This window comes from Planococcus dechangensis (genome assembly GCF_042654465.1).
Taxonomy (GTDB): Bacteria; Bacillota; Bacilli; order Bacillales_A; family Planococcaceae; genus Planococcus; species Planococcus dechangensis.
Genome location: NZ_JBHSGL010000005.1, coordinates 479,289 through 504,022, shown reverse-complemented (window position 1 = coordinate 504,022; position 24,734 = coordinate 479,289). Strand labels below are relative to the sequence as shown.

28 protein-coding genes are annotated in these 24,734 nt (G+C 47.4%); 27 read left to right on the top strand and 1 reads right to left on the bottom strand.

Going from position 1 to position 24,734, the window contains the following annotated elements; translation table 11 throughout:
* Window positions 1-15: 15 nt before the first annotated feature.
* From mtrB to ACFO5U_RS05655, 18 genes are all read left to right on the top strand, one after another.
* On the top strand, window positions 16-237 hold the full coding sequence (mtrB, locus tag ACFO5U_RS05740) for a trp RNA-binding attenuation protein MtrB (RefSeq protein WP_215105107.1): 222 nt from the start codon (window positions 16-18) through the stop codon (window positions 235-237).
* A gap of 75 nt (window positions 238-312) precedes the next feature.
* Window positions 313-1,089 carry a heptaprenyl diphosphate synthase component 1 gene (locus ACFO5U_RS05735; protein ID WP_377277473.1) on the top strand — a complete coding sequence of 259 codons (777 nt, stop codon included), beginning with the start codon at window positions 313-315 and terminating at the stop codon, window positions 1,087-1,089.
* Window positions 1,090-1,094: 5 nt separating this feature from the next.
* A complete protein-coding gene (locus tag ACFO5U_RS05730; RefSeq protein WP_377279464.1) occupies window positions 1,095-1,793 on the top strand; it encodes a demethylmenaquinone methyltransferase in 699 nt (232 codons plus the stop codon).
* Between the two features lie 22 nt (window positions 1,794-1,815).
* Entirely contained in the window at window positions 1,816-2,790 is a 975-nt protein-coding gene (gene hepT / locus ACFO5U_RS05725) for a heptaprenyl diphosphate synthase component II (protein WP_377277471.1), read from the top strand.
* An 86-nt stretch (window positions 2,791-2,876) separates the two neighbouring features.
* Window positions 2,877-3,323: a nucleoside-diphosphate kinase gene (gene ndk, locus ACFO5U_RS05720; protein ID WP_068485797.1), complete on the top strand. Its 447-nt coding sequence runs from the start codon at window positions 2,877-2,879 to the stop codon at window positions 3,321-3,323.
* Between the two features lie 224 nt (window positions 3,324-3,547).
* Window positions 3,548-4,720, top strand: coding sequence for a chorismate synthase (aroC, locus tag ACFO5U_RS05715; protein WP_377277468.1), 1,173 nt, complete (start codon window positions 3,548-3,550; stop codon window positions 4,718-4,720).
* A gap of 3 nt (window positions 4,721-4,723) precedes the next feature.
* Window positions 4,724-5,797, top strand: coding sequence for a 3-dehydroquinate synthase (gene aroB / locus ACFO5U_RS05710; protein WP_377277466.1), 1,074 nt, complete (start codon window positions 4,724-4,726; stop codon window positions 5,795-5,797).
* Window positions 5,797-6,180, top strand: coding sequence for a chorismate mutase (gene aroH, locus ACFO5U_RS05705; RefSeq protein WP_377277464.1), 384 nt, complete (start codon window positions 5,797-5,799; stop codon window positions 6,178-6,180). Before aroB ends, aroH begins: the two co-directional genes overlap by 1 nt.
* On the top strand, window positions 6,177-7,265 hold the full coding sequence (locus tag ACFO5U_RS05700) for a prephenate dehydrogenase (protein ID WP_377277462.1): 1,089 nt from the start codon (window positions 6,177-6,179) through the stop codon (window positions 7,263-7,265). Before aroH ends, ACFO5U_RS05700 begins: the two co-directional genes overlap by 4 nt.
* Window positions 7,266-7,279: 14 nt before the next feature.
* Window positions 7,280-8,563: a 3-phosphoshikimate 1-carboxyvinyltransferase gene (gene aroA / locus ACFO5U_RS05695; RefSeq protein ID WP_377277461.1), complete on the top strand. Its 1,284-nt coding sequence runs from the start codon at window positions 7,280-7,282 to the stop codon at window positions 8,561-8,563.
* 84 nt (window positions 8,564-8,647) lie between these two features.
* Window positions 8,648-9,901: a tetratricopeptide repeat protein gene (locus tag ACFO5U_RS05690; RefSeq protein ID WP_377277460.1), complete on the top strand. Its 1,254-nt coding sequence runs from the start codon at window positions 8,648-8,650 to the stop codon at window positions 9,899-9,901.
* A gap of 14 nt (window positions 9,902-9,915) precedes the next feature.
* A complete protein-coding gene (locus ACFO5U_RS05685) occupies window positions 9,916-10,476 on the top strand; it encodes a ReoY family proteolytic degradation factor (protein ID WP_377277458.1) in 561 nt (186 codons plus the stop codon).
* Between the two features lie 8 nt (window positions 10,477-10,484).
* The gene (locus ACFO5U_RS05680) at window positions 10,485-10,937 is read left to right on the top strand and encodes a YpiF family protein (RefSeq protein ID WP_377277456.1); all 453 of its coding nucleotides are present in this window, start codon (window positions 10,485-10,487) and stop codon (window positions 10,935-10,937) included.
* Window positions 10,938-11,078: 141 nt separating this feature from the next.
* Window positions 11,079-11,582, top strand: a complete 504-nt coding sequence (locus tag ACFO5U_RS05675) for a QcrA and Rieske domain-containing protein (RefSeq protein WP_377277454.1) — start codon at window positions 11,079-11,081, stop codon at window positions 11,580-11,582.
* Window positions 11,583-11,603: 21 nt separating this feature from the next.
* Entirely contained in the window at window positions 11,604-12,278 is a 675-nt protein-coding gene (qcrB, locus tag ACFO5U_RS05670) for a menaquinol-cytochrome c reductase cytochrome b subunit (RefSeq protein ID WP_377277453.1), read from the top strand.
* Between the two features lie 36 nt (window positions 12,279-12,314).
* Window positions 12,315-13,103: a menaquinol-cytochrome c reductase cytochrome b/c subunit gene (locus tag ACFO5U_RS05665; RefSeq protein WP_377277451.1), complete on the top strand. Its 789-nt coding sequence runs from the start codon at window positions 12,315-12,317 to the stop codon at window positions 13,101-13,103.
* 61 nt (window positions 13,104-13,164) lie between these two features.
* A complete protein-coding gene (gene lhaT / locus ACFO5U_RS05660) occupies window positions 13,165-13,779 on the top strand; it encodes a lipoprotein heptaprenylglyceryl N-acetyltransferase LhaT (protein ID WP_377277449.1) in 615 nt (204 codons plus the stop codon).
* Between the two features lie 52 nt (window positions 13,780-13,831).
* The gene (locus tag ACFO5U_RS05655; RefSeq protein ID WP_377277447.1) at window positions 13,832-14,515 is read left to right on the top strand and encodes a zinc metallopeptidase; all 684 of its coding nucleotides are present in this window, start codon (window positions 13,832-13,834) and stop codon (window positions 14,513-14,515) included.
* A 61-nt stretch (window positions 14,516-14,576) separates the two neighbouring features.
* Here the strand turns inward: ACFO5U_RS05655 and ACFO5U_RS05650 are convergent, their stop codons facing one another.
* Window positions 14,577-15,440, bottom strand: coding sequence for a YitT family protein (locus ACFO5U_RS05650; RefSeq protein ID WP_377277446.1), 864 nt, complete (start codon window positions 15,438-15,440; stop codon window positions 14,577-14,579).
* A gap of 121 nt (window positions 15,441-15,561) precedes the next feature.
* Here ACFO5U_RS05650 and ACFO5U_RS05645 point away from each other — a divergent pair, with 121 nt between their 5' ends.
* From ACFO5U_RS05645 to dinG, 9 genes are all read left to right on the top strand, one after another.
* A complete protein-coding gene (locus ACFO5U_RS05645) occupies window positions 15,562-15,882 on the top strand; it encodes a nucleotide pyrophosphohydrolase (protein ID WP_377279463.1) in 321 nt (106 codons plus the stop codon).
* Window positions 15,879-16,679 (top strand): 4-hydroxy-tetrahydrodipicolinate reductase, encoded by an 801-nt coding sequence (gene dapB / locus ACFO5U_RS05640; RefSeq protein WP_377277444.1) that lies wholly within the window; start codon window positions 15,879-15,881, stop codon window positions 16,677-16,679. Before ACFO5U_RS05645 ends, dapB begins: the two co-directional genes overlap by 4 nt.
* Window positions 16,680-16,692: 13 nt before the next feature.
* Complete coding sequence (gene mgsA, locus ACFO5U_RS05635) at window positions 16,693-17,097, top strand: methylglyoxal synthase (RefSeq protein ID WP_377277443.1); 405 nt, start codon at window positions 16,693-16,695, stop codon at window positions 17,095-17,097.
* Between the two features lie 11 nt (window positions 17,098-17,108).
* Entirely contained in the window at window positions 17,109-18,251 is a 1,143-nt protein-coding gene (gene bshA, locus ACFO5U_RS05630) for an N-acetyl-alpha-D-glucosaminyl L-malate synthase BshA (protein ID WP_377277442.1), read from the top strand.
* Window positions 18,248-19,381, top strand: coding sequence for a CCA tRNA nucleotidyltransferase (locus ACFO5U_RS05625; RefSeq protein ID WP_377277440.1), 1,134 nt, complete (start codon window positions 18,248-18,250; stop codon window positions 19,379-19,381). The genes bshA and ACFO5U_RS05625 overlap by 4 nt, the downstream gene beginning before the upstream one ends.
* Complete coding sequence (locus tag ACFO5U_RS05620) at window positions 19,359-20,339, top strand: biotin--[acetyl-CoA-carboxylase] ligase (RefSeq protein ID WP_377277438.1); 981 nt, start codon at window positions 19,359-19,361, stop codon at window positions 20,337-20,339. Before ACFO5U_RS05625 ends, ACFO5U_RS05620 begins: the two co-directional genes overlap by 23 nt.
* A gap of 221 nt (window positions 20,340-20,560) precedes the next feature.
* Window positions 20,561-21,397 carry a pantoate--beta-alanine ligase gene (gene panC, locus ACFO5U_RS05615; RefSeq protein WP_377277437.1) on the top strand — a complete coding sequence of 279 codons (837 nt, stop codon included), beginning with the start codon at window positions 20,561-20,563 and terminating at the stop codon, window positions 21,395-21,397.
* A gap of 3 nt (window positions 21,398-21,400) precedes the next feature.
* Entirely contained in the window at window positions 21,401-21,784 is a 384-nt protein-coding gene (gene panD / locus ACFO5U_RS05610; protein ID WP_377277435.1) for an aspartate 1-decarboxylase, read from the top strand.
* Window positions 21,785-21,926: 142 nt separating this feature from the next.
* Entirely contained in the window at window positions 21,927-24,686 is a 2,760-nt protein-coding gene (dinG, locus tag ACFO5U_RS05605; RefSeq protein ID WP_377277433.1) for an ATP-dependent DNA helicase DinG, read from the top strand.
* Window positions 24,687-24,734: the final 48 nt, after the last annotated feature.

Genomic DNA, 24,734 nt, shown 5'->3' with positions numbered 1-24,734 from the left:
AAGCAGGTGGAAACAATGGCACAGACAGAATATATCGTCATCCGTGCACAAGAGGATGGCGTCAACGTCATCGGTTTAACGCGCGGCAATGATACGAAATTTCACCATACAGAGAAATTGGACCGCGGTGAAGTGATGATCGCCCAATTTACCGAACACACTTCAGCGATGAAAATCCGTGGCAAGGCGGAAATCCATTCCGCTCATGGCATCATCGAAAGTGATGCCAAAAAATAAGCGTTAATGGTGAAGGCTATAAGGCCATTATGGTATAATATGACGTATGGCTAACCTATGAATGGAGCAGGCAGTATGAACGGACAACAAATACAATCCAAAATAATCTCCATGGAGATTGACGTCCTGAATGCAGTTCGTCAACGCACACTTAATCAGTGGACAGATGGGCCGTTTGTCAAAGAGTCCCGTCTGTTTTTCTTGCTGCTGCCTTTTTTCAATGGAGAGCAATGGTCTGCAAAAATGGAGACAAGCGCAAATACGGTGGCAATTGTCTATTCAGCTTTGCATGCACATGACAAAGTGAGAGAAGAAATGCCGATCAGTAAAGAGCAGCAACTTACCGTGTTGGCTGGTGATTTGTATAGCGGCATTTATTATCAAATGCTTGCAAAAATTAAAAATGTGGAGATGGTCCAGAAACTGGCTGCTGCGATTATCCAAGTAAGCGAAAAAAAAGCGTCATTCCATGAACACCGAATCCAACAACCGGATGAAGTTGAAGAAACGGTGAAAGTGATCGAAACAGCCTTGCTTCATTCGTTCTACGAGGCGAATGAATTTCAAAGCTACGGAGAGCTGATGGAATGCTCTCTTCTATACCAGCGCTATACAGAAGAATTGGAAGCGCTCAAGGCTGGGGAGTTCAGCTATGTCCTGAGCCTTCTTGGGGACACATTGATCCATAATTCATTTATCGAACAATGGCTCATGGAGCGGCTCGAATCCTTAAGTGAACATATTCTTCTAAAGGCCAATGATTGCGAGCTGGAATTTGAAGTGAAAGCTATATTGCTCGACCAAATTATTCCGCATCAGCATAGTGCTGAACAGCTGACGCGAGAAGGATGACGATGATGCAAAAAACGAAAGAACAACGTGTGCATGAAGTGTTTGAAAAAATTTCCGATAACTACGACCAGATGAACTCTGTCATCAGTTTTCAGCAACATAACAAATGGCGCAATGATACGATGCACAAAATGCAGGTGCCAAAAGGCGCGGCATGCATCGACGTTTGTTGCGGCACAGCCGACTGGACAATTGCATTAGGCGAGGCAGTAGGCCCGACAGGCACTGTGGTCGGCCTTGATTTCAGCCAAAATATGTTAAATGTCGGCCATGGCAAAACGGCACATATGCCTCAAATTGAATTGGTCCAAGGCAATGCGATGGCGCTGCCGTATCCGGACAATTCATTCGATTTCGCTACAATCGGTTTCGGCCTCCGAAATGTGCCGGATTATGAACAAGCATTAGCTGAAATGTACCGTGTCCTAAAGCCAGGAGGCATGATTGCTTGTCTGGAAACCTCTCAGCCGGAAAGCTTGTTGTTCAAGCCGTTTTTCCGCTTGTATTTCCGTTTCATCATGCCGGTGTTCGGCAAGATGTTCGCGAAAAGTTATAAAGAATATTCCTGGTTGCAGGAATCGGCTAAAACATTCCCAGGCATGCGTGAGCTAGCTGCACTTTTCAGCAAGGTCGGTTTTACCAAAGTGAAATTTAAGCCTTATTCTGGAGGCGCAGCTGCGCTTCATATGGGATTGAAAAAGTAAACGAGCGGGAGAAGGTTATGTAGTGGAAAAGATGAAGTTGAAATTGCTCTATTCCGACCTGAAACCAGAGCTGGAACTGATCGAAACAGAATTGGAACAGGCAGTGGATTCCGAATCCCTTCTATTAAATGAGGCTTCTCTTCATTTATTGCAGGCTGGAGGAAAGCGGATCCGCCCTGTTTTTGTTTTGCTTGCAGGAAAATTCGGCAATTATAATGTCGAATTGCTCCAAAAAGTGGCAGTTCCGCTGGAATTGATTCATATGGCATCTCTAGTTCATGATGATGTCATCGATGATTCCGAGATTCGCAGGGGGCGCCCAACCGTCAAGTCGGAGTGGAACAATAGCGTCGCGATGTATACAGGTGATTTCATTTTGGCACGGGCATTGGAGCGGATCACAGAAATCGACGCTCCTAGAGTGCATGATGTGTTATCAAAAACCTTGATTGAAGTATGCCGCGGAGAAATTATCCAAATCGAGGACAAATACCAATTGGATCAAAGTTTGCGCGATTATTTGAGGCGCATCAAACGCAAAACCGCCCTATTGATCTCATCTAGCTGTGAACTGGGGGCATTAGTTTCGGGGACAGATGAAAAAACCGCAGCACATTTGCGCCGGTTCGGCTATTTTATCGGCATGTCATTCCAGATTATCGATGATATTTTGGATTTCACGGCAAGCGATGAAGAGCTTGGCAAACCGGCAGGCAGTGATTTTATTCATGGCAACATCACACTCCCTATTTTGTTTGCACGTCGGGACCCGGCCATCTATAAGTTGTTGCGCGAAAACTTGGAAAAAGACATCTCGGATGACAAGCGCTTGGAAATTGTCCAGACGATCCGCAGCAGCCCAGCCGTTGATGAAGCAAAGCGCATGAGCACGATGTATCTTGATAAAGCATTGCAAGAATTGGATTATTTACCGAAAGGGCCTGCTACAAAAACAATGCGTAAAATCGCATTTTTTATCGGCAAGCGAAAGTTTTAGTTTCCAGTTGACAAATGTTTGGACAATGATAGTATTTTTTAAGGTGGGCAAAGTGCCCGAGCTTTCTAACAGAGGAGTGTTCAATAATGGAAAAAACATTTTTGATGGTAAAACCTGATGGTGTTCAACGCAATGTCATCGGTGAAATCGTTTCCCGTTTTGAGAAAAAGGGCTATCATTTGGCAGGCGCTAAATTGATGCAGATCCCGACTGAACTTGCTGAGCAGCATTACGGCGAGCATAAAGAGCGTCCGTTCTTCGGAGAGCTTGTTGACTTCATCACTTCTGGACCAGTTTTTGCAATGGTTTGGGAAGGCGAAAACGTCATTTTGACGGCACGCCAAATGATGGGTGCTACAAACCCGAAAGATGCAGCTCCAGGAACGATCCGCGGAGACTTCGCAGTCACTGTCGGCAAAAACATGATTCACGGTTCTGATTCAGCTGAAAGCGCTGAGCGTGAAATCGGCTTGTTCTTCAAAGAAGAAGAATTGGTATCATACGAAAAAACAATGAACAACTGGGTCAACTGATCCAGTTAACACTGAAAGACGGCCGTTAAATCGGCCGTCTTTTTTCATTTGGGCCAAATTCGAGGCGCAGAATATATACATAGATGTAAGCGGTTTCTTTAGTGGCGCGGATTCAAATGATATTCGAATGTTTAGTTTTCCGCATATTTAGGATAGAATTGAACAAATGCCATATGGTATAGTGATACATAAATACTTTAGCACGTTGAAGGGAGAAAGCATACATGCGTTACTTAACAGCAGGAGAGTCTCACGGACCACAATTGACCGCCATTATCGAGGGCTTGCCAGCGCAATTGCCTTTGACGGCGGAAATGATCAATAAAGAATTGAAACGGCGCCAAGGAGGCCATGGCCGCGGCAGACGGATGCAGATCGAAACGGATACCGTTGAAATCGTATCAGGAGTCCGTCACGGCAAAACGCTCGGTTCACCGGTTGCGTTGGTCGTTAAAAATGACGATTGGAAGCATTGGACGAATGTGATGGGAATCGAACCAATCGAGGATACAGATGAAGTGAAGCGTCAATTGACGCGCCCGCGCCCAGGGCATGCTGATTTGAACGGCGGCATGAAGTATGGCCACCGTGACCTGCGCAATGTTTTAGAGCGTTCTTCGGCACGCGAAACGACTGTACGCGTGGCAGTAGGAGCCGTAGCGAAACAATTGCTGGCTGAACTTGGCGTGAAAATCGTTTCCCATGTAACGGAAATCGGCGGTATCAAAGTCGACCCGGCTAGCTACATAGGAAAGTCAGCAGAGGAGATTCGCGACATTGTTGAAAACGATGCTGTTTACTGTGCAGATCCTGCAAAAACAACTGAAATGACGGATTTAATCGATGCGACGAAGAAAAATGGCGATTCAATTGGCGGAACGGTTGAAGTCATCGTCGAAGGAATGCCCGCTGGTATCGGCAGTTATGTTCATTATGACCGCAAATTAGATGCGAAAATTGCTGCATCTGTCATGAGCATCAATGCATTTAAAGGCGTGGAATTTGGTTTGGGATTTGAAATGGCACGCCGTCCGGGCAGTGAAGTCCATGACGAGATCCTCTGGGATGCAACACAAGGCTACACAAGGCAGTCCAATAATCTCGGTGGTTTTGAAGGCGGAATGACTACAGGAATGCCAATCGTCGTCCGTGGCGTGATGAAACCGATCCCGACACTTTATAAACCATTGCAAAGTGTCGACATTGAAACGAAAGAACCGTTCCAGGCAAGCATCGAACGATCGGACAGCTGTGCAGTTCCTGCTGCCTCGATCGTAGCGGAGCACGTAGTTGCATTTGAAGCAGCGACCGCATTACTTGAACAATTCGATGCCGATCAATTGCCGCGTCTAAAAGAAAATATTGAAAGCTATAGAGCATACACGAAGGAGTTTTAAGCGATGAGAGAACTGCTAGTTGAAACTGGGCATCCATACACTGTGCATATCGGCCAACATGCCATCGGGCTATTGTCAGACCGTTACCGGGAGTTGTTGGCACAAGCGGATCGGGTCGTCATCATTGCGGATAGCCGTGTGGCGGAGCTGCATCTGGATAAGCTTTTATCAGAACTCGAGGAATACCATCCTTTAGTGTTTCAAGTGCCAGCTGGAGAGCAAGCGAAATCTGCAGCAAGTTTTATGGAGTGCCATAGCTTTTTACTAGCAGAAAACTGTTCGCGAAACACCGTCATCCTTGCTTTTGGCGGAGGGGCAGTCGGTGATTTAGCCGGTTTTGTCGCTTCGACATTCATGCGAGGTGTGCCTTTCATACAGGTACCGACGACTATTCTAGCCCATGACAGCGCAGTAGGCGGCAAGACGGCGATCAACCATCCGCTCGGTAAAAACATGATCGGCACTTTTTATCAGCCACAGGCAGTCATCTATGACAGCAGTTTTTTTGACACGCTGCCAGACAAGGAAGTGCGCTCTGGAATGGCGGAAGTAATAAAGCACGCATTTATCTCGAATGAACAGTGGCTAGAAGAACTTCTGGCGATTGAAGATTTTGGTGCTATGTCTGAGAGCGAGTTGTCGCTTCATTTGGAAAAAGGCATCTCGGTTAAAGCCGCGATTGTCGAAGAAGATGAATTTGAAGGCGGCGTCCGAAAGTTTTTGAATTTCGGACACACGCTCGCCCATGCCATTGAAGCATTTTTGGGTTATGGCAAGTTGACGCACGGCGAAGCGGTTGTTCTAGGCATGGCATACGCACTCGAGTTGTCGGACAGCAATAGACTCAACGATTTTCTCAAATGGGCAAAAGACAATGGCTATCCACTTGGATTGTTATTGGAATTGCCGTTTGAAGCGCTTTTGCCATACATGAAAAAAGACAAAAAATCGACTGCTGCAGCATTGAATTTCGTGCTGCTCGGTTCGATAGGGCGGCCATATGTTGAAAAAGTCGAAGAACATCAGGCACAATCCGCCTTCAACCAGCTGAGAATAACGATCAAGGAGATGATTTGATGATTCGAGGAGTTAGAGGCGCAATCACCATATCGAAAAATGAGGCGTCTGAAATTTTGGAACAAACTCGCCGATTGGTTTTGCAAATGGCAAAAGAAAATGATATCGATCCTGATGAAGTGGCGTCGGTTATCGTATCGACGACAACGGATATCTCGGCGGCATTCCCGGCAAAAGCTGTCCGGACAATTGACGGCTGGACCTATGTCCCGGTCATGTGCACCCATGAAATGGATGTACCCGGCAGTATGCCCTTATGCATCCGTGTCATGATGCACGTCAATACGAAATTAGCGCAAGATAAAGTTCAGCATGTCTACATGAATGATGCAGTGAAACTCCGTCCCGATCTATCACAGAAAAGCCAGGTGAGCCAAGCGTGAAAACAGAAGTCCTCATCATCGGCCTCGGATTAATCGGCGGTTCTTTAGCAAAAGCATTGCAGCGCAATGAAGATGTTCATGTATCGGGCTATGATGCGGACGCATTGACTGCTAGAAAAGCGTTTAAGATGGGCATCATCCAAAGTTCGCCGCCTTCACTTGAGCAGGCAGCGGCTGCGGCTGATGTCATCGTTTTTGCCACTCCTGTCGGCGCGACTGTCAAATTAATGGAGCGAAGCAAATATTGGGAGTTAAAAGAAAATGTGATTTTAACGGATACCGGCAGCACAAAAGCCCAGATCATGGAATCTGCGGAGAAATTGGAGCACGTCTTTATCGGCGGGCACCCGATGGCCGGATCCCATAAAAGCGGCGTCGAGGCGGCTAAGGATATGTTGTTTGAAAATGCGTTCTATATTTTGACGCCCGGCAAGCGTGCGAGCAAGGAAGATGTGGAGAGGCTGACTGGGCTTTTATCCGTGACGAAAGCAAAGATTAAGGTATTGGAAGCGAAAGACCACGATCATATGACCGCTATCGTCAGCCATTTCCCCCACTTAATCGCAGCTGCTTTGGTCCATCAGCTGGACCGCGAAGAACAGTTTCCATTTGCGCGCCAGCTTGCAGCCGGAGGATTTCGTGACACGACGCGCATCGCTTCCGCAAATCCGGATATGTGGCGTGATATCACGACGCAGAACAATGAAATGATCGTACAGCAACTCGATCATTGGATGGACCAGATGACGCATCTGCGCGAAATTTTGAAGAAAAATGAACCGGAGCCGATCCACCGCTTTTTCGCTAAAGCGAAAGAAACGCGTGATGAATTGCCCGTTGCAGGCCATGGAGCCATGTATTCCGTTTTCGATTTATATATTGATATTCCTGACGTGCCGGGGATTATCTCGGAGATGACGGGCTATTTGGCGGAAGCCGGCATCAGCATTGTCAATTTGAGGATTCTGGAAACCCGGGAAGATGTTTTTGGAATTCTTGTCCTCAGTTTCCAGACAGCGGAAGACCGTGAAAATGCACAACGCGTTTTCTCTGAACGAACCGCTTATGATACGTATATTTCCTGAAAGGAATGAAATTCATGTCCAAAACGATCAGCTATGCAAAACCTGCGCTGTCCGGCAGCGTAAAAGTGCCCGGGGATAAATCCATTTCACACCGTGCGGTCATGTTCGGTGCGCTGGCACAGGGAACGACGACGATCGAAGGCTTCCTGATGGGGGATGATTGCCTGAGCACCATCAGCTGTTTCCGTTCTCTTGGAATCGATATTCGAATAGAAGGCGAACAAGTGACGGTCTCAAGCGGCGGTAGGAAAGCCTGGAAAGAGCCAGAAGCCGTATTAGACACCGGGAATTCCGGGACGACAACGCGCTTGATGCTCGGATTGCTGGCGGGGACTGGCTTCCATTCGGTCATGGCAGGCGATGAATCCATCGCGCGCCGCCCAATGAAGCGCATTGTAGAGCCGCTGCGTTTGATGGGTGCAGACATCCGCGGCCGCGCTAACGGCCATTTTACACCGCTCGCGGTTCAAGGAACCCAGCTGAAGGCTATCGACTATACAATGCCGGTTGCTAGCGCACAAGTGAAATCCGCTGTCCTTCTCGCGGGATTGTCGGCTGAAGGCACGACGACCATCCACGAACCGGTTGCGTCGCGCGACCATACAGAAATAATGTTGAAGCATTTTGGTGCCGACATCTCGCGTCATGAAGATGTCATCTCTTTAACAGGCGGACAGGAGCTCAGTGCAGCACACGTACAAGTTCCAGGAGATATTTCGTCTGCCGCGTTCTTGATGGGAGCTGTCCTAGTGGCTGAAGGCAGTGATGTTGAACTGCAGAATGTCGGCATCAATCCGACGCGTACGGGCATATTGGATGTTTTTGAGTCGATGGGCGCTGATATTCGATTGGCAAAACGCAATTCACCAGGTGAATTGTCTGCAGACGTCCATATTCGCAGTGCGGCACTCACGGCAACGGAAATCGGTGGAGCGCTCATTCCGCGCCTGATCGATGAAATACCGCTTATTGCACTTGTTGCTACACAAGCAGTTGGAACGACCATCATTCGCGACGCGGAAGAACTGCGCGTCAAGGAAACCGACCGCATCCAAGCGGTTGTTACAGAATTGAAAAAGCTAGGTGCTGACATTGAAGCGACAGAGGACGGCATGGTCATCCACGGCCCGACTGAACTGCGCGGTGCCGCGTGCATGAGTTACGGCGATCACCGCCTCGGCATGATGGCCGCGGTCGCTTCACTTATCACAGAAGGGCCGGTAACGATCGATGATCCCGGCTGTATTTCCATCTCATACCCGAGCTTTTTCGACCATCTCGATAAGCTTGTTCAATAACTCTCCTTCGGGGGAGTTTTTATTATGCTACAATGATGGTTTCGTGTACGATAACTATATAACTGCAAAGAATAGGTGATATACATGGCAACTTTGGAAAAAATTCAACAAGCCGTTGAGGCTGGTGATACAGTAGCGCTGGATGCGCTGCTTGATCAATACCTTCTAAAAGGCGACCCAGATGAACAATATGCGGTCATGGAATGGTTGCAGGAAATCGGGTTTATCGAGGAAGCGCTGCGCGTTGTCGAGCATTTGCAATTTATGTTCCCTGAAGAAACCCAGCTGCGCATCGACCGCGCCAATCTGTTGATCGATGCCGATTTGGAAGATGATGCATTAAACGAATTGATGGAAATACAAAAAGGCGATGAGCTATACCCGCAAGCGCTAGTAGCCTTGGCTGATTTGTTTCAATTACAGGGACTTCTCGAAGCGGCGGAAAACCGTTTGGATGAAGCGATCGATTTGATGCCCAATGAACCGCTCTTGCAGCAGGCAAAAGCGGAACTATTGCTCGATTCCGGACGCTATTTGGAATCGGCGCGAATCTACCAAGAGCTAGAAAGCAACCAAGTTTCCATCGAAGGCGTTAATTTGAATGAGCGTTTGGCGGAAGTTTATAGTGCTGGAGCCGCATATGAGGAAGCGCTGCCGCATTATGAACGCGCGTTGAAAGATGAAGCCAAGCCCGATGTGTTATTCGGTGCGGCGTTTGCTGCATTTCAGTCCAAGCAGTATGAATTATCGGTGCGCAGGCTCGATGAGTTGTTGGAAGCCGACCCGGATTATTTCTCTGCCTATTTATTGAAAGCGCAATGCTTCAATATGATCGAAGAATACAACAAAGCCTATGAGGCGATTAAACAAGGTTTGGCGCGTGATGAGTTCGACAAGGAATTATATTTGTTTGCAGGGAAATTGGCGCTCAAGCTCGGCAAGCAAGAAGAAGGCGTTGACATGCTGCGCCAAGCGATTGCGCTGGATCCTGAATACATGGAAGCACTCTATGCTTTAATGGCATATTTCAATGCCGAAGAGCAAGACGAGGAGTTACTGGAGCTTGCGGCAATGGCAGTCGCAAGCGGAAACGACTGGAATGCGCTGTATCCGATGATTGCTCAAGCGTATAATCGGACAGAACAATTCGAGTTAGCGCTGGAATATTACGGAAAAGCCCACCCAGCTTTTGCTGACGACGCAAATTTCCTTGAATCGTATGCGTTATTTTTAGTGGAAGAAGGGAAACGGGAACGCGCTCTCGAAATAATCAAAGAGCTGCAGGCGTTGGAGCCGGAAAACCCTCAATGGTTTGATTGGCTGCAATCGTTTGACTGAAAGGGGGAGACGAGTTGACAGCATCCGTTTCTGTAGGCGAGAAAAAACAATTTGTCCGTTGGTTTCTTGGTTCTTATAAGCTGAAAAGGCGTGAATGCATTTGGATCCTCAATTATTTATTAAGCAATGATGAATTATTGGAGAAGACTCATTTTGTCGAGGAAGCACATTATTGCCCACGCGCGATGGTCATGTCGACAACGGAATCTAAAGAGATCCCGTTTCAGTTCTATAAAGGTAAACTGATGACAGCAGATGCCGAAAAGTCCTTTCACGATCTTAGGCTGCACCCCGAGGAAGCTCTTTATGTGCAATTGAATTTCCCAAGTATACCGCCCGTTCCATTATATTTGGCCGTATTGGAAGAGAATCCGCATTTGCCTAAAGGTGCTGCTGTCAGCGAACAAGACAGGCTGCTTGCAGAACAGGTACTGAAAGAAAGCTTGTCTTCTTATCAAGTAGAAACAATACTGAAAAAAATCGATGAAGCACTCGATGCGGGAGATAAGGAGCGGTTCTATGATCTCTCTGCGCTGCTTGCTACAGTGAAATCGATGAAAAAAGACGGAGTGTGAACTGACGCATGCATTTTACAAGCAAAGATATTGACCAATATATCGGACAAAAAGAATACGTCGATACGGCGGTTATCCCGTTAATTGAATTAGATTTGAGTGAAAACGGCATGAAAGCCAGCGCCAACGCATCCGAATATATGCAATCCTTAACTGCTATACTGGAAAAGCAATTCAAAGGGCGGATACTGCTGTTTCCGCCTGTTTCTTATGCTAAGGATTGTGACCGTACAAACCTCGCTGGCGACTTGCAGGCCGAACTTAAAAACACCAGTTTCAAACATATTTTTTATTTGACGGCGGATGCTCAGTGGCGCGCATTGGCCGATTTGCCGAACGTTTTGTGGTTGCCGGCGATTCCAACGGGAGACATGGATCAGAGCTTCAAGAAATCGGTTATGGAAGACCAGTTGCGGCAAGTGCTGCCGCTGTTTACGAAAGAATGGACACATCATTCATGAAATGTTCACAAAGTGTTCCATTCAGCTGAATGCAATATTGACCTTAAGTTTTGATTGATATATCATTAGGTTGTCCTAGTAATTATATTTGAATGAGTATGTCCATTGGACTGACCTTGTAATGTTAGAGGGGGGAAAAGGATGAGTAATAATCGTGTATCACGACGCCAATTTTTAGGTTACACACTAACAGGTGTGGGCGGCTTCATGGCAGCAGGGATGCTAATGCCAATGGTTCGCTTTGCAGTGGATCCAGTACTTCAGCAAAAAGGCGTTGGAGACTATGTATTAACTGACCAAGCGGTTTCTGAGATTACAGAGGAACCTGTACGAGTTGACTTTTCATACGAACAAGTTGATGGCTGGTATACATCTGACGTCACAAACTCCGCATGGGTTTTCAGAGATGGAGATAAGCTAATCGCACTATCGCCTGTCTGCAAGCACTTGGGTTGTACAGTAAACTGGGGTGGAGATGCAGAACACCCGTCACAGTTTTTCTGCCCGTGCCACGCTGGTCGCTACGAGAAAAATGGCGCTAACGTTCCAGGTACGCCGCCAATCGGCCCTCTCGATGAGTTCGATGTTGAAGACCAAGATGGTTTCGTAGCCATCGGAGCAGTAAAAGAAAATACTTTAGTTTAATAGTTAGGGGGTACGACACCAGTGCTAAACAAGTTATATGATTGGGTAGACGAGCGATTGGACATTACGCCGATCTGGCGTGATATTGCAGACCATGAAGTACCTGAGCACGTAAACCCCGCACACCACTTTTCAGCATTTGTCTATTGTTTCGGAGGACTGACATTCTTCATCACAGTCATCCAAATTTTATCTGGTATGTTCCTTACGATGTATTACGTACCCGATATCGAAAATGCATGGCAGTCGGTTTATTATCTCCAGAATGAAGTCGCTTTTGGAGAAATTGTGCGTGGTATGCACCACTGGGGAGCTTCTCTTGTAGTAGTTATGATTTTCCTTCATACGCTGCGAGTATTCTTTACGGGTTCATATAAGAAACCTCGTGAATTGAACTGGGTCGTTGGAGTATTGCTATTCGGCGTAATCCTTGGTCTTTCCTTCACAGGTTACTTGCTTCCATGGGACATGAAAGCATTGTTCGCAACAAAAGTTGGGATTGAAATTGCAGCTTCTGTACCGGTAATCGGCGAAAGCATCAAAATTTTGCTCGCAGGGGATACAGCTATCCTTGGAGCTCAAACATTGACTCGCTTCTTCGCGATCCACGTCTTTTTCTTGCCTGCTGCTTTGCTTGGGTTGCTCGCAGCACACTTTATCATGATTAGAAGACAAGGTATTTCAGGACCATTGTAATTCATCCTTAACCAAGGATTTTAAGGAGGGGACACTATGCACCGCGGAAAAGGGATGAAATTTGTAGGGGATTCCCGCGTACCGAGCAAAGAGTTTCGGAAGCCGAATATCCCGAAAGATTACTCCGAATATCCTGGCAAAACAGAAGCCTTCTGGCCGAACTTCCTTTTGAAAGAATGGATGATCGGTTCGGTTTTCTTGATCGGGTATTTGCTCTTGACTGTCGCTCACCCTTCGCCTCTAGAAGGCCAGGCTGATCCGACAAACACGGCTTATATTCCACTGCCAGACTGGTATTTCTTGTTCTTATACCAATTATTGAAATATGAATTTGCGTCCGGACCATTTAACGTGGTCGGCGCCATCATCATGCCGGGTCTTGCATTCGGTGCCTTGATGCTGGCTCCGTTCCTCGACCGTGGCCCTGAACGCCGTCCATCCAAGCGTCCATTGCCGACTGGCTTTATGCTATTGGCAATTGCTTCGATTATCTTCTTGACGTATGAATCCGTCGCTAACCATGACTGGGAAGCAGCAGCACGCCAAGGCGAGATTACAGAGGAAGCTGAGATTGACACAGAGGACCCAGGGTATGAAATTTACACCCAAGCTTCTTGTATCAGTTGTCACGGCGATAATCTTGAGGGAGCTGTCGGACCGTCATTGGTCGGAACCGGCTTGTCACCTGAAGAAATCGCTGAAATCGCTGTAAACGGTATCGAAAAAGATGGAGCGCAAGTTATGCCGCCATCTTGGGAAGACGGCGGATCTGATGAAGATCTGCAAGTCCTGTCAGAATTTATTTCTGGACTGGAAGCTGAATAAGTTGGCGAAAAAGAGTCGGGAAACCGGCTCTTTTTTTCTGCATAGGAAAGGATGATGGCTAATGCATCTTGTTGCAAAAATATCGGCTTGGCTGATGTTCCGCCCCTTTTTAATCTTATTGTTTTTCGTTAATTTGGGGGGTACGATTTATGGGTATATTTGGTATGGTTGGCAATTACGTATCACGGAACCGATTTTTCTGATTTTTGTACCGGATAGCCCGACTGCCAGCCTATTTTTTACTATTGTGCTCGGTTTGTGGATTATCGGAAAACGTAATCGGCTTTTGGAAGCCTTAGCATTTGTGACTTTGATCAAATATGGGCTGTGGGCAGTCGTGATGAATCTATTGACACTTTGGGAAACCGGTTCTATCGGTTGGCTTGGCTGGATGCTGGTTGCTTCGCATTTTGCAATGGCGCTGCAGGCAGTATTGTATATCGACCATTACAGGTTTGGTTACTTATCTGTCGCGCTCGCCGCAGTTTGGACATTACATAATGACGTCATCGATTACGTGTTCGGCCAGATGCCTATTTACTCCAGTTTGAGTGAGTACAGTGCGCAAATCGGCTATTTCACATTTTGGCTGTCGATTGGCTGCATCGCATTTGCCTGGTTTGTCGCTTCACTGAATCGTCATGAAGAACCGCGCGTATCGGTTGACCCTGACTAATAAAAACAAGTAAAATAGACTTATAGAAACAAAAAGAGAGGTTGATCAATAAATGGGATTGGGCGGCTATTTGATTTATTTTATCGTCTTGTTGATTGTGCCGATTTGGGCTCAAATGAAATTGAAAAGTACGTATAAGAAGTATTCCAAAGTCCGTTCGACATCTGGGCATACAGGAGCGGAAGTGGCGCGCATTATCCTGGATCAAAACGGCCTTCATAACATTAAAGTCGTGGAAAGCCGGGGCATGTTAAGCGATCACTACAACCCGATGACCAAAACAGTTGCGCTTAGCAGCCACAACTATCATGAGCCTTCTGTCGCTGGTACAGCGGTAGCAGCCCATGAAGTCGGCCATGCAATTCAAGATGCGACCGACTATTCGTTCTTGCGCTTCCGCCACCGTTTAGTGCCGGTAGTCAATATTTCATCGAATATGTCTTGGGTCTTCATCATGATCGGCTTGTTCGCTCAAATAAGCGGAGCTTTGTTGATCGGTATCGTCCTTTTGGCAATCGGTGTGCTGTTCCAATTGGTGACATTGCCGGTCGAGTTCAATGCATCCAACCGGGCGATGGACCAATTATTGTCTCACAACATCATCCGCAACGAAGAAGAACGCCATGCTAAGAAAGTTTTGAACGCTGCGGCGATGACTTACGTAGCAGCAACAGCTGTCGCGGTTATCGAACTTGCACGTTTGCTGCTAATCTATACAAGCATGAATCGTTCGTAAAAATAAAACCGGGCAGGAAAAGCGAATGCTTTTCCTGCCCGGTTTTTTATGGACTCAGCCGTTAAATCGGCTGCTTTTGCTCATCAAGCGTGAATCCTTCACCCATGACGTCGTGCACCTCAATCAAGGAGACGAAAGCATGCGGGTCAACTGAATTGACGATGTTTTTTAAGCGCACAAGTTCATTACGCGCTACCACGCAATACAACACTTCACGTTCCTCTTTTGTAAAATGGCCATAGCCGCGCAAAATGGTGCTGCCTCTATCCATTTCAATGGCGATGCGGCTGGCGATTTCTTCTTGTGAATTGGAAATGATCAATGCGCCGCGTCCCGAATAGGCACCTTCCTGGACAAAATCGATAACCCTCGCACCGACGAAAACAGCGACGAGCGTGTACATAACGGAGCGGTAGTCGAGAAACGACAGCCAAGACAGCATAATGACCATTGCGTCAAACAAGAACATGGTTTTGCCCATGCTCCACCCGATGTATTTTTGCACGAGCCTTGCAATAATATCGACTCCGCCAGTCGTTCCACCATAGCGAAAGATGATTCCGAGGCCAATGCCGATAAAGACGCCTGCGAACAATGCCGCTAAAAATAAATCATCGCGAAGCGGGATTTGCACTTGGTACGTAAGGAAGATTTTTAAGAACAAGGAAACAGCCACAGTTCCAATGATGGTATACAATAACACTTTGCGGCCAAGCAGCTTCCAGCCGATAAAAAACAACGGGATGTTCAGTAAAAGATTCATCAAGGCCGGATCCCAATTCCAGAGGAAATATAGAATCAGGGTAATGCCGGCAAACCCGCCTTCTCCAAGCTCATTTTGAATATTAAAATGCACAAAACCAAAACTATAAATGGCTGAGCCGAGAACGATGAAAAAGATATTTTTCCATTTCAATTCTTTCATAAGTTAAAGCACCCCTTTCGTCAACTTCTGTATTATCTTCCATAAAGCCGATTTTGACAATAACCTCTGTTTTCTTTACGATTGAAAGAGGAGTGTGATAACAGTGCACGATGAAAAGAGCATGCGTCAACTGCAGCGTGATGTAGATGAGTATATCGGACAGTTCAAAGAAGGTTATTTTTCACCGATGGAAATGTTGGCACGGATGACTGAAGAACTTGGGGAGCTGGCGCGTGAAGTCAATCACGTTTACGGCCCGAAAAAGAAAAAGTCGAGCGAAGCCGAAAGGAATATCGAAGAAGAAATGGGCGATGTATTGTTCGTATTGATCAGCATGGCCAACTCACTTGATATCGATCTGCAGGATGCCCACGACCGGGTGATAGAAAAGTTCCAAACACGCGATAAAGATCGCTGGACAAGAAAGGAAGAACAATCATGACGATAAAAGTAGCGATAGCCGGAGCACGCGGCAAGATGGGCAAAGAGGCTGTACATACCGTAATGGAAAATGCTGACATGGAATTGGTGGCGGCACTGGACTATAAAGAAATCGGTAAAACATTAGCGGATACCGGATTGTTCCCTGATAGTTTTCAAGTTCCTGTGTTCACGGAGCTACAAGCGCTTCATCAGCAATGCGCTCCGGATGTATTGGTGGATTTGACGACACCAGAACACGTTTATGCCCATACGAAACAAGCTTTGCAGTTGGGTATACGCCCAGTAGTTGGGACAACCGGGTTTTCGACAGAGGAGCTGGAGGAACTGAGCGAACTGGCAGAAAGTGCGGCTCTTGGCTGCATTATTGCACCGAACTTTGCAGTGGGTGCTGTGTTGATGATGAAGTTCGCCGAGCAGGCCGCAAAGTATTTGCCGGATGTAGAAATCATCGAAATGCATCATGACCAAAAACTCGATGCCCCTTCTGGCACGGCGATGAAGACGGCTCACATGATGAGCACGACAAGAAATGCCCATCCGCAAGGCCATTTACATGAAAAAGAAACATTGCCAGGTGCTAGAGGCGCTGATTATGAAGGCATGCGCATCCATAGTGTCCGTCTTCCAGGGCTAGTTGCGCACCAGCAAGTGCTATTGGGCGGCGAAGGCCAGCTATTGACGCTCCGCCATGATTCCTTTAACCGAGGTTCGTTCATGTCGGGAGTCAGCCTGTCGATCCGTGAAGTGATGGAACGACAGCAATTAATATATGGCCTAGAACATATTATTGGCTAGAGGAGACGATTGGATGAACATCGCATTGATTGCCCACGACCGGAAAAAAGATGACTTGATACAATTTGCAACGGCTTATAAGCCAATTCTTTCCAAACATAATTTATTCGCCACCGGCACCACCGGCCAGCGTGTCATCGATGAGACGGGGCTTGCTGTGCACCGTTTTCAATCAGGGCCGCTTGGTGGAGATCAGCAAATTGGTGCCATGATTGCACAAAATAATATGGATATGATCATATTTTTCCGTGATCCGTTGACAGCACAGCCGCATGAACCGGATGTCACTGCGTTGATCCGTTTGTGCGATGTCTACCAAATTCCGCTGGCAACCAATATGGGAACAGCTGAAGTGCTCCTGAAAGGCCTAGAAAAAGGCTTGGTCGATTGGCGACTTTTAAACGAGCGCCGAAAATAGGAGGAAAAACTGTGCGAAAAATGAAAATCGGCATTACATGTTATCCGACGGTCGGCGGTTCTGGCGTCATCGCGACAGAACTGGGAAAAATGTTGGCTGAAAAAGGCCATGAAATCCATTTCATCACGTCTAGTACGCCTTTCCGCCTGAACCGTCTGTATGCCAATATATTCAGCCACCAAGTGGACGTCAATAGCTATTCCGTATTTCAATATGCCCCGTATGACATAGCATTGGCGACTAAGATAGCAGAAGTGATCAAAAATGAACAACTCGATTTATTGCATGTCCATTACGCGATACCCCATGCTGTCTGTGCGATACTTGGACGCGATATGGCAGGAAGTGATATCGGCATCGTGACGACTTTGCACGGTACCGATATTACGGTTCTCGGTACGGACAGTTCGCTCAAGGGTGCTATCCGCTATGGCATCGAAAAGTCCGATATTGTGACCGCTGTGTCGGATTCGCTGAAACAGCAAACTTATGACATGATCGCTCCGGACCAGAAGATTGAAACAGTCCATAATTTTGTTGATGAACGCGAATATCATGTGCGTGACTCTTCAGTATTAAAACAGGAACTTGGCATTGCAGTAGATGAAAAAGTTTTGATCCATGTGTCGAATTTCCGCAAAGTAAAACGTGTCGAAGATGTTGTTGCTACTTTTGCGAAAGTACGTAGAGCGGTGGACGCCAAACTGCTGCTTGTTGGGGATGGACCGGAAATGAGCGGCATACATCAGCAAGTGAAAGACCTGCAGATGGAAAAAGATGTATTGTTTCTCGGAAAACGCGATAATTTATCGGAATTGTACAGCATGAGCGATGTGAAATTGCTGATGTCGGAAAAAGAAGCGTTCGGGCTAGTGTTGCTTGAAGCGATGGCTTGTGGGGTGCCGGCAATTGGCACGCGTATCGGCGGCATTCCAGAAATAATCGAACCCGGCAAAAACGGCTATTTAGTGGAGTTGGGCGATAGCGATGCAGCAGCCCAGGCGGCTATCCGCATTTTAAACGATGACACACTGCACGAGCACATGGCTAAAGCTGCTTTGCATACAGCCACAGAACGTTTCAGCTCCAAAAAAATCCTTGCCGAATACGAAGCGCTTTATGCCCGATTACTGGACAAGGCGGAAACTCAATGAAGAATGCCAAAGTGATTATCGCCCGCTTAAAAGCAGCGGGTTTTGAAGCATATATGGTCGGCGGCGCCGTCCGGGACTATTTACGCGGCGTCACGCCGCATGATATCGATGTTGCGACTTCCGCCACCCCACAGCAAGTCAAAGCTTTGTTTGAACGGACGGTGGACACAGGCATTGAACATGGTACCGTACTGGTGCTGTTTGGCGGCGCAGGAACGGAAGTGACGACATTCCGGACAGAAAGCGGCTACTCGGATAATCGGCGGCCGGATAAAGTGGAGTTTGTAAATTCCCTGGAAGAAGATTTACGGCGCCGTGATTTCACCATCAACGCGATGGCGATGACAGAAGCTATGGAAATCATCGATCCGTTTGGCGGAAAAACGGATTTAAACAGTGGGCTAATTCGGGCAGTTGGACAGGCTGAAGAACGTTTTTCTGAAGATGCGCTGCGCATGCTGCGCGCCATCCGCTTTTCAGGCCAGCTCGAGTTTCGCATTGATACAGAGACATTGCAGGCCATTAAACAGCATGCCGCTTTAATCCGTTCAGTGGCAATCGAACGGATTAAAGCGGAGTTGGACAAAGTATTGGTCTCAAGGGCTCCGGGCATTAGCATGGACTATATGCTTGAGACGGAATTGAATGTATACTTGCCGGCAGGTGGATTGTTTGCGCTTGACTGGTCGCGCTATGCACCTGGAGACGAGCCGCTCGCCGGTTGGCTTTACCTTTTGCACCACAACGACAAGACTTTTGAAGAAATACGCCCCTACCGCTTTTCTAACCAGGACAAACAGGATTTACAGCGTGCAGTCGATGCAAGCCGTTTGGAAGCATGGACCGATTGGGATTATTATCACTATACAGAGCGACAATTGAAAATCGCGCAAGCTGTTAGCCATCAACAAGAAGCGATCACCGAACGTCAAGCAGCTTTGCCGATCCGGACAAAGTCCGATTTAACAGTGGGCGGCAATGATTTGATGGAGTGGACCGGGAAAAAAGCAGGTCCATGGCTAAAACAATGGATCTTCCAAATTGAGCAAGCGGTCGTTGTTCGCCGTTTAGCCAATGACAAAGAACGCATAAAGGACTGGTTTCTTAATGAATATCACCGTCACACTTGAACTGGCAAAAAGGTTGCTCTCAGCAGGGGAAGAGCCTGTATCCGGACAGCAGTTGGCTGAGGAATTCGGCATATCCCGTACAGCTATATGGAAGCATATGAAAGAGCTTGAGGAAATGGGCTACGAGATCGATTCGGTGCGCAAAAAAGGCTATCGGATCACCAAGAGCCCGGATAATTTGGAAGCTTTTTCTGTGCAGAACGGTCTTAACACAAGAAAGATCGGCAACCATATTACCCACTTGGAACAATGTGCATCGACGCAAATCGTCGCCCATAAATTAGCGCAAGAAGGCGCTGCAGATGGAACGGTCGTCATTGCCGAACTGCAGACCGAAGGCAGAGGGCGATTGATGAGGAAATGGGACTCTGCGCACGGCAAAGGGATTTGGATGAGTGTCATCCTGCGGCCGGACGTACCGCCCCACCAAGCTCCTCAGTTTACGCTGGTGGCAGCCGTGGCAGTCGTCCGTGCCATACAGCAAGTCACGGGTCTTGAGCCGATGATCAAATGGCCGAATGACATTTTATTCGGAGCGAAAAAAGCGACTGGCATCTTGACTGAACTCCAGTCGGATGCGGATGGCATTCAGGCGCTGATCATCGGTATTGGCGTCAATGTCAATCAGCAATTGGATGATTTTGATGCTTCTGTGCAAGACATCGCCACATCGTTAAGCCTGGAGTCGGGCACGATTGTAAATCGCCGCGAATTGGCGCAGGAGATTTTACGTTGTTTAGAACGTTATACAGACATGTATATCGAGCACGGCTTTTCTCCCTTAAAGCAATTATGGGAAGCGCATTCAGCGACAATCGGCAAAGCCGTGCGCGCACGGATGTCGAAAGAAACTTTAGAAGGCATAGCCGAAGGGATTACAGAAGATGGTGTCTTGCAGCTCAGGACGGCAGATGGTAAGCTACATGGCATTTATTCGGCCGATATTGAACTGAAGTAATGGATATAGGCAATTCCAAGAAATTCTGCTATAGTGAAAATAACGGGCAGTATCCATAGCGAACTGCACCGCAGCAACGCAAACAGCAAACACAATTGTATACAAATCTGCCTTGATCAGCGCATGACAGGGACGGAGGAAACCGAATTGGAATTTTCTGTCCTTCTGTCTTCCGACAGAAGGCTTTTTATATGGTTTTCTCCTAAAAAGGAGAGGAAAACATGCAAGTGCTAAACAGTTTACAGGACTTTAAAGCGTGGGTCAGGGAAGTGAAGAAAAGCGGACGAACGATCGGATTGGTGCCGACAATGGGTTTTTTGCACGAAGGGCATTTATCGCTCGTCGAACAGGCGAAAGCGGAAAATGATTTCGTCGTCATGAGTATTTTCGTCAATCCCGCACAATTCGGGCCCAACGAAGATTTCGACCGTTACCCGCGTGATTTCGAGCGGGACAGCATGCTCGCGGAACAAGCATGGGTTGACGTAATTTTTGCACCGTCTGCTGAAGAAATGTATCCGCGCAAGTCGCAGCTTTCAATCAGCGCGGGACCACTGGCATCCGTTTTATGCGGTGCGAGCCGGCCGGGCCATTTTGATGGCGTCTTGAAAGTGGTAACAAAGTTATTCCACCTTGCTGAACCCGACATCGCCTATTTCGGGCAAAAGGATGCCCAGCAATTGGCCATCATCGAGTCGCTCGTTCGTGATTTTAATTTTCCGATGGAGATTCACCGTGTGGCGACGGTGCGCGAAAAGGATGGACTGGCAAAGAGTTCTCGCAATGTCTATTTAAGCGAAGCGGAGCGCAAGCAAGCACCGAAGCTTTATGAAGCGTTAAAGCTCGGGAAAAAAGCTGCCATGCAAGGGCGCGACCCTGTTTCTGAAATGAAAGGTTTTCTACAAAGCGAAACATCTGGTGTCATCGACTATGTCGAGCTGCTGTCTTATCCTGATTTGACGCCAAGCCCGGACGGCCAGGCGATCCTCGCACTTGCTGTGCAGTTCGAACGTGCCCGTCTTATCGACAATATCATTTTCACGTTAAAGGAGAACTGAACTATGCTTAGAATGATGCTCAATTCCAAAATCCACCGTGCTACAGTGACAGAAGCCGATTTGAATTACGTTGGCAGCATTACAATCGATCAAGATCTGTTGGATGCAGTCGGCATGTTGCCGAACGAAAAAGTCCATATCGTCAACAATAATAACGGAGCCCGTTTTGAAACTTACATTATCGCCGGTCAGCGCGGGAGCGGCGTCATTTGCGTCAACGGCGCGGCGGCGCGACTTGTCCAACGTGGGGATATCGTCATTATTTTGTCTTACGGATACGTCATGGACAAAGATGCGCGCGACCATAAGCCGACCGTTGCAATTATGAATGCGGACAATTCCATCAAGGAAATCATCCATTACGAGCCTGAAGCTACCATCATGTAATATTACGGCAGTTGAACACCGCAAGAGGAAAGTGCGATTTCCTCATTGCGGTGTTTATTTTTCGTAAGGTTAGAGACGGCGAACAGCCTTGGAATATGTTACAATTTTTCGTGAGAGAACCACCTGAGAAAGAGGGGTTATTATGAATTCCCAAAAATATATCGTTGTTGACATCGAAACAACGGGCCATTCCCCTGCAAAAGGTGATCGGATTATCCAACTGGCAATGGTGACCATCGAACAAGGTGAAATCACTGATACATATACGAAATTCATCAATCCGCAGCGGAAAATCCCTGCATTCATACAAGATTTGACCAATATTACAGAACAGGACGTGGCAGATGCTGAACCGTTCGAGTTTTATGCGGAAGAAGTTTTCAGACGTTTGGAAGGAACGATTTTTGTCGCGCATAACATCCATTTCGATTTGCCGTTTCTTCAGGCGGAACTAAAACGGGCGGGCCTGCCAATGTGGCACGGGCTTGCGATGGATACGGTAGAACTCGCGCGCCTCGTCTATCCGACCGCTTTCAGCTATAAACTGCAGGATATTGTGGCAGAACAAGGCATCGCACTCAAAAGCGCCCATCGCGCAGATGACGATGCTTTTGCCACGGCCGAGCTGTTCTTAAAAGCGAAACAGGCGTTAATGGAGCTTCCATATGATACTTTGGTGTTATTGCATAAGCGATCATTCCAATTAAAATCCGATTTGTCGCGCTTATTATTTGAAATCACCCAGCACAAGCGCATTAGCCAAGCGGACGATTTCGAGCGTTTCCGCGGCATTCCCATCGTGGCGAAAACCAGCCAGCGGGGCTTAGTATCTGGTGCGCCGCTTGCAGATTGGCGCAGCGGGTTGGAGAAGATTATGCCGAATTATGAAAATCGCCCAAGCCAAGTGGCAATGATGCAATCGATTGACCGGGCAATTCGCGGGCGCAAAGAGCTAGTCATCGAAGCATCGACAGGAATGGGCAAGACACTTGGATACTTGCTGCCGGCAGCGTCATATGCGCTTGAAACCGGTAAACAAGTAGTGGTCAGTACTTATACAACCCATCTGCAAGATCAGCTCGTTTCAAAAGAAGTGAAACTCGCAGAGCAATTTTTAGGGACCGGCGTTCGCGTATCGTTGATCAAGGGGTTGGCTCATTATATCGATTTGAGCCGCTTTTTCGAACTGCTGCATGGCGATGATGAGTCTTATGATGAAACCTTCACGATTATGCAGATACTTGTGTGGCTGACTGCTACCCGATCTGGGGACCTGAATGAGTTGAATGCATCTAGCGGCGGGCAATTGCTGATCGACAAAGTCCGGCGCTCGCATTTACGCAAACTGAGCCGTGAGGAAAAAAACGTAGATTTTTATGAATACGCATTGAGTGAGGCAGAACACGCCCATGTCATCGTGACCAACCACGCCTTTTTGTTGAATCCCCATACAAAAAAGCGCTCCGTGCTGAATAATGTCGATGCTTATATATGGGACGAAGCGCATCAAGTGGTGCAGGCGGCAGTCGCCCACAAAGAGAAGACTTTTGTCTACACCCAGTGGCGCTACGTCTTCGGGCAGGTTGGCAGCTTTGATGAAAACCAGCTGTTCGCGGCGTTTTACCGCATTGCGGAAGCGCACCGGTTTGCAAGAGTGCCAGAGCTGCTTCAAATGGAATCACTGTTTTTGAAGTTCACCAGTTTGTTCGATGCCATTTCACTTGATTTGGCTCAAGTTTTTCAAGAAAAATTCTATAATAGCCGGCAGAAAAAATGTGCCGCGCTGCTGGACGAGTTGGATTTCGATCGGGCACCTTTTTTGGAACTGCTGCGCTTTTTAAACAGCTGGATCGATATTGCACAGACGATATTGCAAAAAGCTGAACGCTTTACGGAATTGACGATGGCTGATCGTCTGATCGTTGCCGATTTCCGCTATTGGACAGAAGAATTGATACTCAAAGCGGTGGAATTCAGTGAGATTTTCGTATTTCCAAAAGAAGACGAAGTGTCTTGGATCGAAGGCGACTTGCGTAGCATGCCAACCAGTTTGTCGCTTTACAAACGGCCTTATGAAGTGGCATCGCTCGTCGATAAAGTGATTGGGGAGGCACGAGGTAAAAAAGCAGTCATTTGGCTTTCAGGCACGATGAGCGTCCCCTCTAACGAACGCTTTATCGTCAATCAGTTGGGCATACCACTCCATGTCCCCATCGAGAAATTCGAACCGGCTGATCAATTTTATAGCGGGGCAAAAGTATATATTGTGGAAGATATGCCGGATATCCAGCAAGTCGCACAACATGAATACATCGAGTCGGTGGCAGATGCTGTTTCTCAAACGGTGCTTGTGACGGAGGGCCGCTGTTTCGTGTTGTTTACCTCACAGGATATGCTCCGGAAAACAGTCGATTTAATTCAGGATTCCCAGTTGTTGGATGATTACATGCTGTTTGCACAAGGGATGTCCTCAGGCAGCCGGATGAAGCTGTTGAAATCATTCCAACGCTTTCAAAAGTCCGTGTTGTTTGGAACGAACAGTTTTTGGGAAGGCGTCGATGTGCCAGGGGATGCACTACGCGCAGTCGTGGTCGTCAGGCTGCCATTTACATCTCCTGAAGAGCCAGTATTTAAAGCGAAGTCGCGCATCATTTCTAAAGAAGGCGTCAACCCGTTCCTGCATTATGCCTTGCCTGAAGCCGTTCTGCGACTACGCCAAGGCTTCGGCCGCTTGATCCGTTCGAAAGATGATAAGGGCTTGTTCATCGTATTGGATCGCCGCATCGAAACGAAATCGTATGGTCAGGAATTTCTGCAAGCTTTGCCGGATGTGCCGATCGCGAAAGTGTCTTTGGAAAAGATGGTAACGGATATTGAACATTGGTATAATAAGCAGGGATAAAGTGAAACACCAACTCGGCAAGGATTGTCTATTGCCAAACTGGAGTTG

Excerpts from the sequence above, each read along its gene's own strand:
- mtrB (WP_215105107.1), top strand. The coding sequence starts at position 16 with ATGGCACAGACAGAATATATCGTCATCCGTGCACAAGAGGATGGCGTC.
- ACFO5U_RS05735 (WP_377277473.1), top strand. The coding sequence starts at position 313 with ATGAACGGACAACAAATACAATCCAAAATAATCTCCATGGAGATTGAC.
- ACFO5U_RS05730 (WP_377279464.1), top strand. The coding sequence starts at position 1,095 with ATGCAAAAAACGAAAGAACAACGTGTGCATGAAGTGTTTGAAAAAATT.
- ndk (WP_068485797.1), top strand. The coding sequence starts at position 2,877 with ATGGAAAAAACATTTTTGATGGTAAAACCTGATGGTGTTCAACGCAAT.
- aroC (WP_377277468.1), top strand. The coding sequence starts at position 3,548 with ATGCGTTACTTAACAGCAGGAGAGTCTCACGGACCACAATTGACCGCC.
- aroB (WP_377277466.1), top strand. The coding sequence starts at position 4,724 with ATGAGAGAACTGCTAGTTGAAACTGGGCATCCATACACTGTGCATATC.
- aroH (WP_377277464.1), top strand. The coding sequence starts at position 5,797 with ATGATTCGAGGAGTTAGAGGCGCAATCACCATATCGAAAAATGAGGCG.
- aroA (WP_377277461.1), top strand. The coding sequence starts at position 7,280 with ATGTCCAAAACGATCAGCTATGCAAAACCTGCGCTGTCCGGCAGCGTA.
- ACFO5U_RS05690 (WP_377277460.1), top strand. The coding sequence starts at position 8,648 with ATGGCAACTTTGGAAAAAATTCAACAAGCCGTTGAGGCTGGTGATACA.
- ACFO5U_RS05680 (WP_377277456.1), top strand. The coding sequence starts at position 10,485 with ATGCATTTTACAAGCAAAGATATTGACCAATATATCGGACAAAAAGAA.
- ACFO5U_RS05675 (WP_377277454.1), top strand. The coding sequence starts at position 11,079 with ATGAGTAATAATCGTGTATCACGACGCCAATTTTTAGGTTACACACTA.
- ACFO5U_RS05665 (WP_377277451.1), top strand. The coding sequence starts at position 12,315 with ATGCACCGCGGAAAAGGGATGAAATTTGTAGGGGATTCCCGCGTACCG.
- lhaT (WP_377277449.1), top strand. The coding sequence starts at position 13,165 with ATGCATCTTGTTGCAAAAATATCGGCTTGGCTGATGTTCCGCCCCTTT.
- ACFO5U_RS05655 (WP_377277447.1), top strand. The coding sequence starts at position 13,832 with ATGGGATTGGGCGGCTATTTGATTTATTTTATCGTCTTGTTGATTGTG.
- ACFO5U_RS05650 (WP_377277446.1), bottom strand. The coding sequence starts at position 15,440 with ATGAAAGAATTGAAATGGAAAAATATCTTTTTCATCGTTCTCGGCTCA.
- ACFO5U_RS05645 (WP_377279463.1), top strand. The coding sequence starts at position 15,562 with ATGCGTCAACTGCAGCGTGATGTAGATGAGTATATCGGACAGTTCAAA.
- dapB (WP_377277444.1), top strand. The coding sequence starts at position 15,879 with ATGACGATAAAAGTAGCGATAGCCGGAGCACGCGGCAAGATGGGCAAA.
- mgsA (WP_377277443.1), top strand. The coding sequence starts at position 16,693 with ATGAACATCGCATTGATTGCCCACGACCGGAAAAAAGATGACTTGATA.
- ACFO5U_RS05625 (WP_377277440.1), top strand. The coding sequence starts at position 18,248 with ATGAAGAATGCCAAAGTGATTATCGCCCGCTTAAAAGCAGCGGGTTTT.
- ACFO5U_RS05620 (WP_377277438.1), top strand. The coding sequence starts at position 19,359 with ATGAATATCACCGTCACACTTGAACTGGCAAAAAGGTTGCTCTCAGCA.
- panC (WP_377277437.1), top strand. The coding sequence starts at position 20,561 with ATGCAAGTGCTAAACAGTTTACAGGACTTTAAAGCGTGGGTCAGGGAA.
- panD (WP_377277435.1), top strand. The coding sequence starts at position 21,401 with ATGCTTAGAATGATGCTCAATTCCAAAATCCACCGTGCTACAGTGACA.
- dinG (WP_377277433.1), top strand. The coding sequence starts at position 21,927 with ATGAATTCCCAAAAATATATCGTTGTTGACATCGAAACAACGGGCCAT.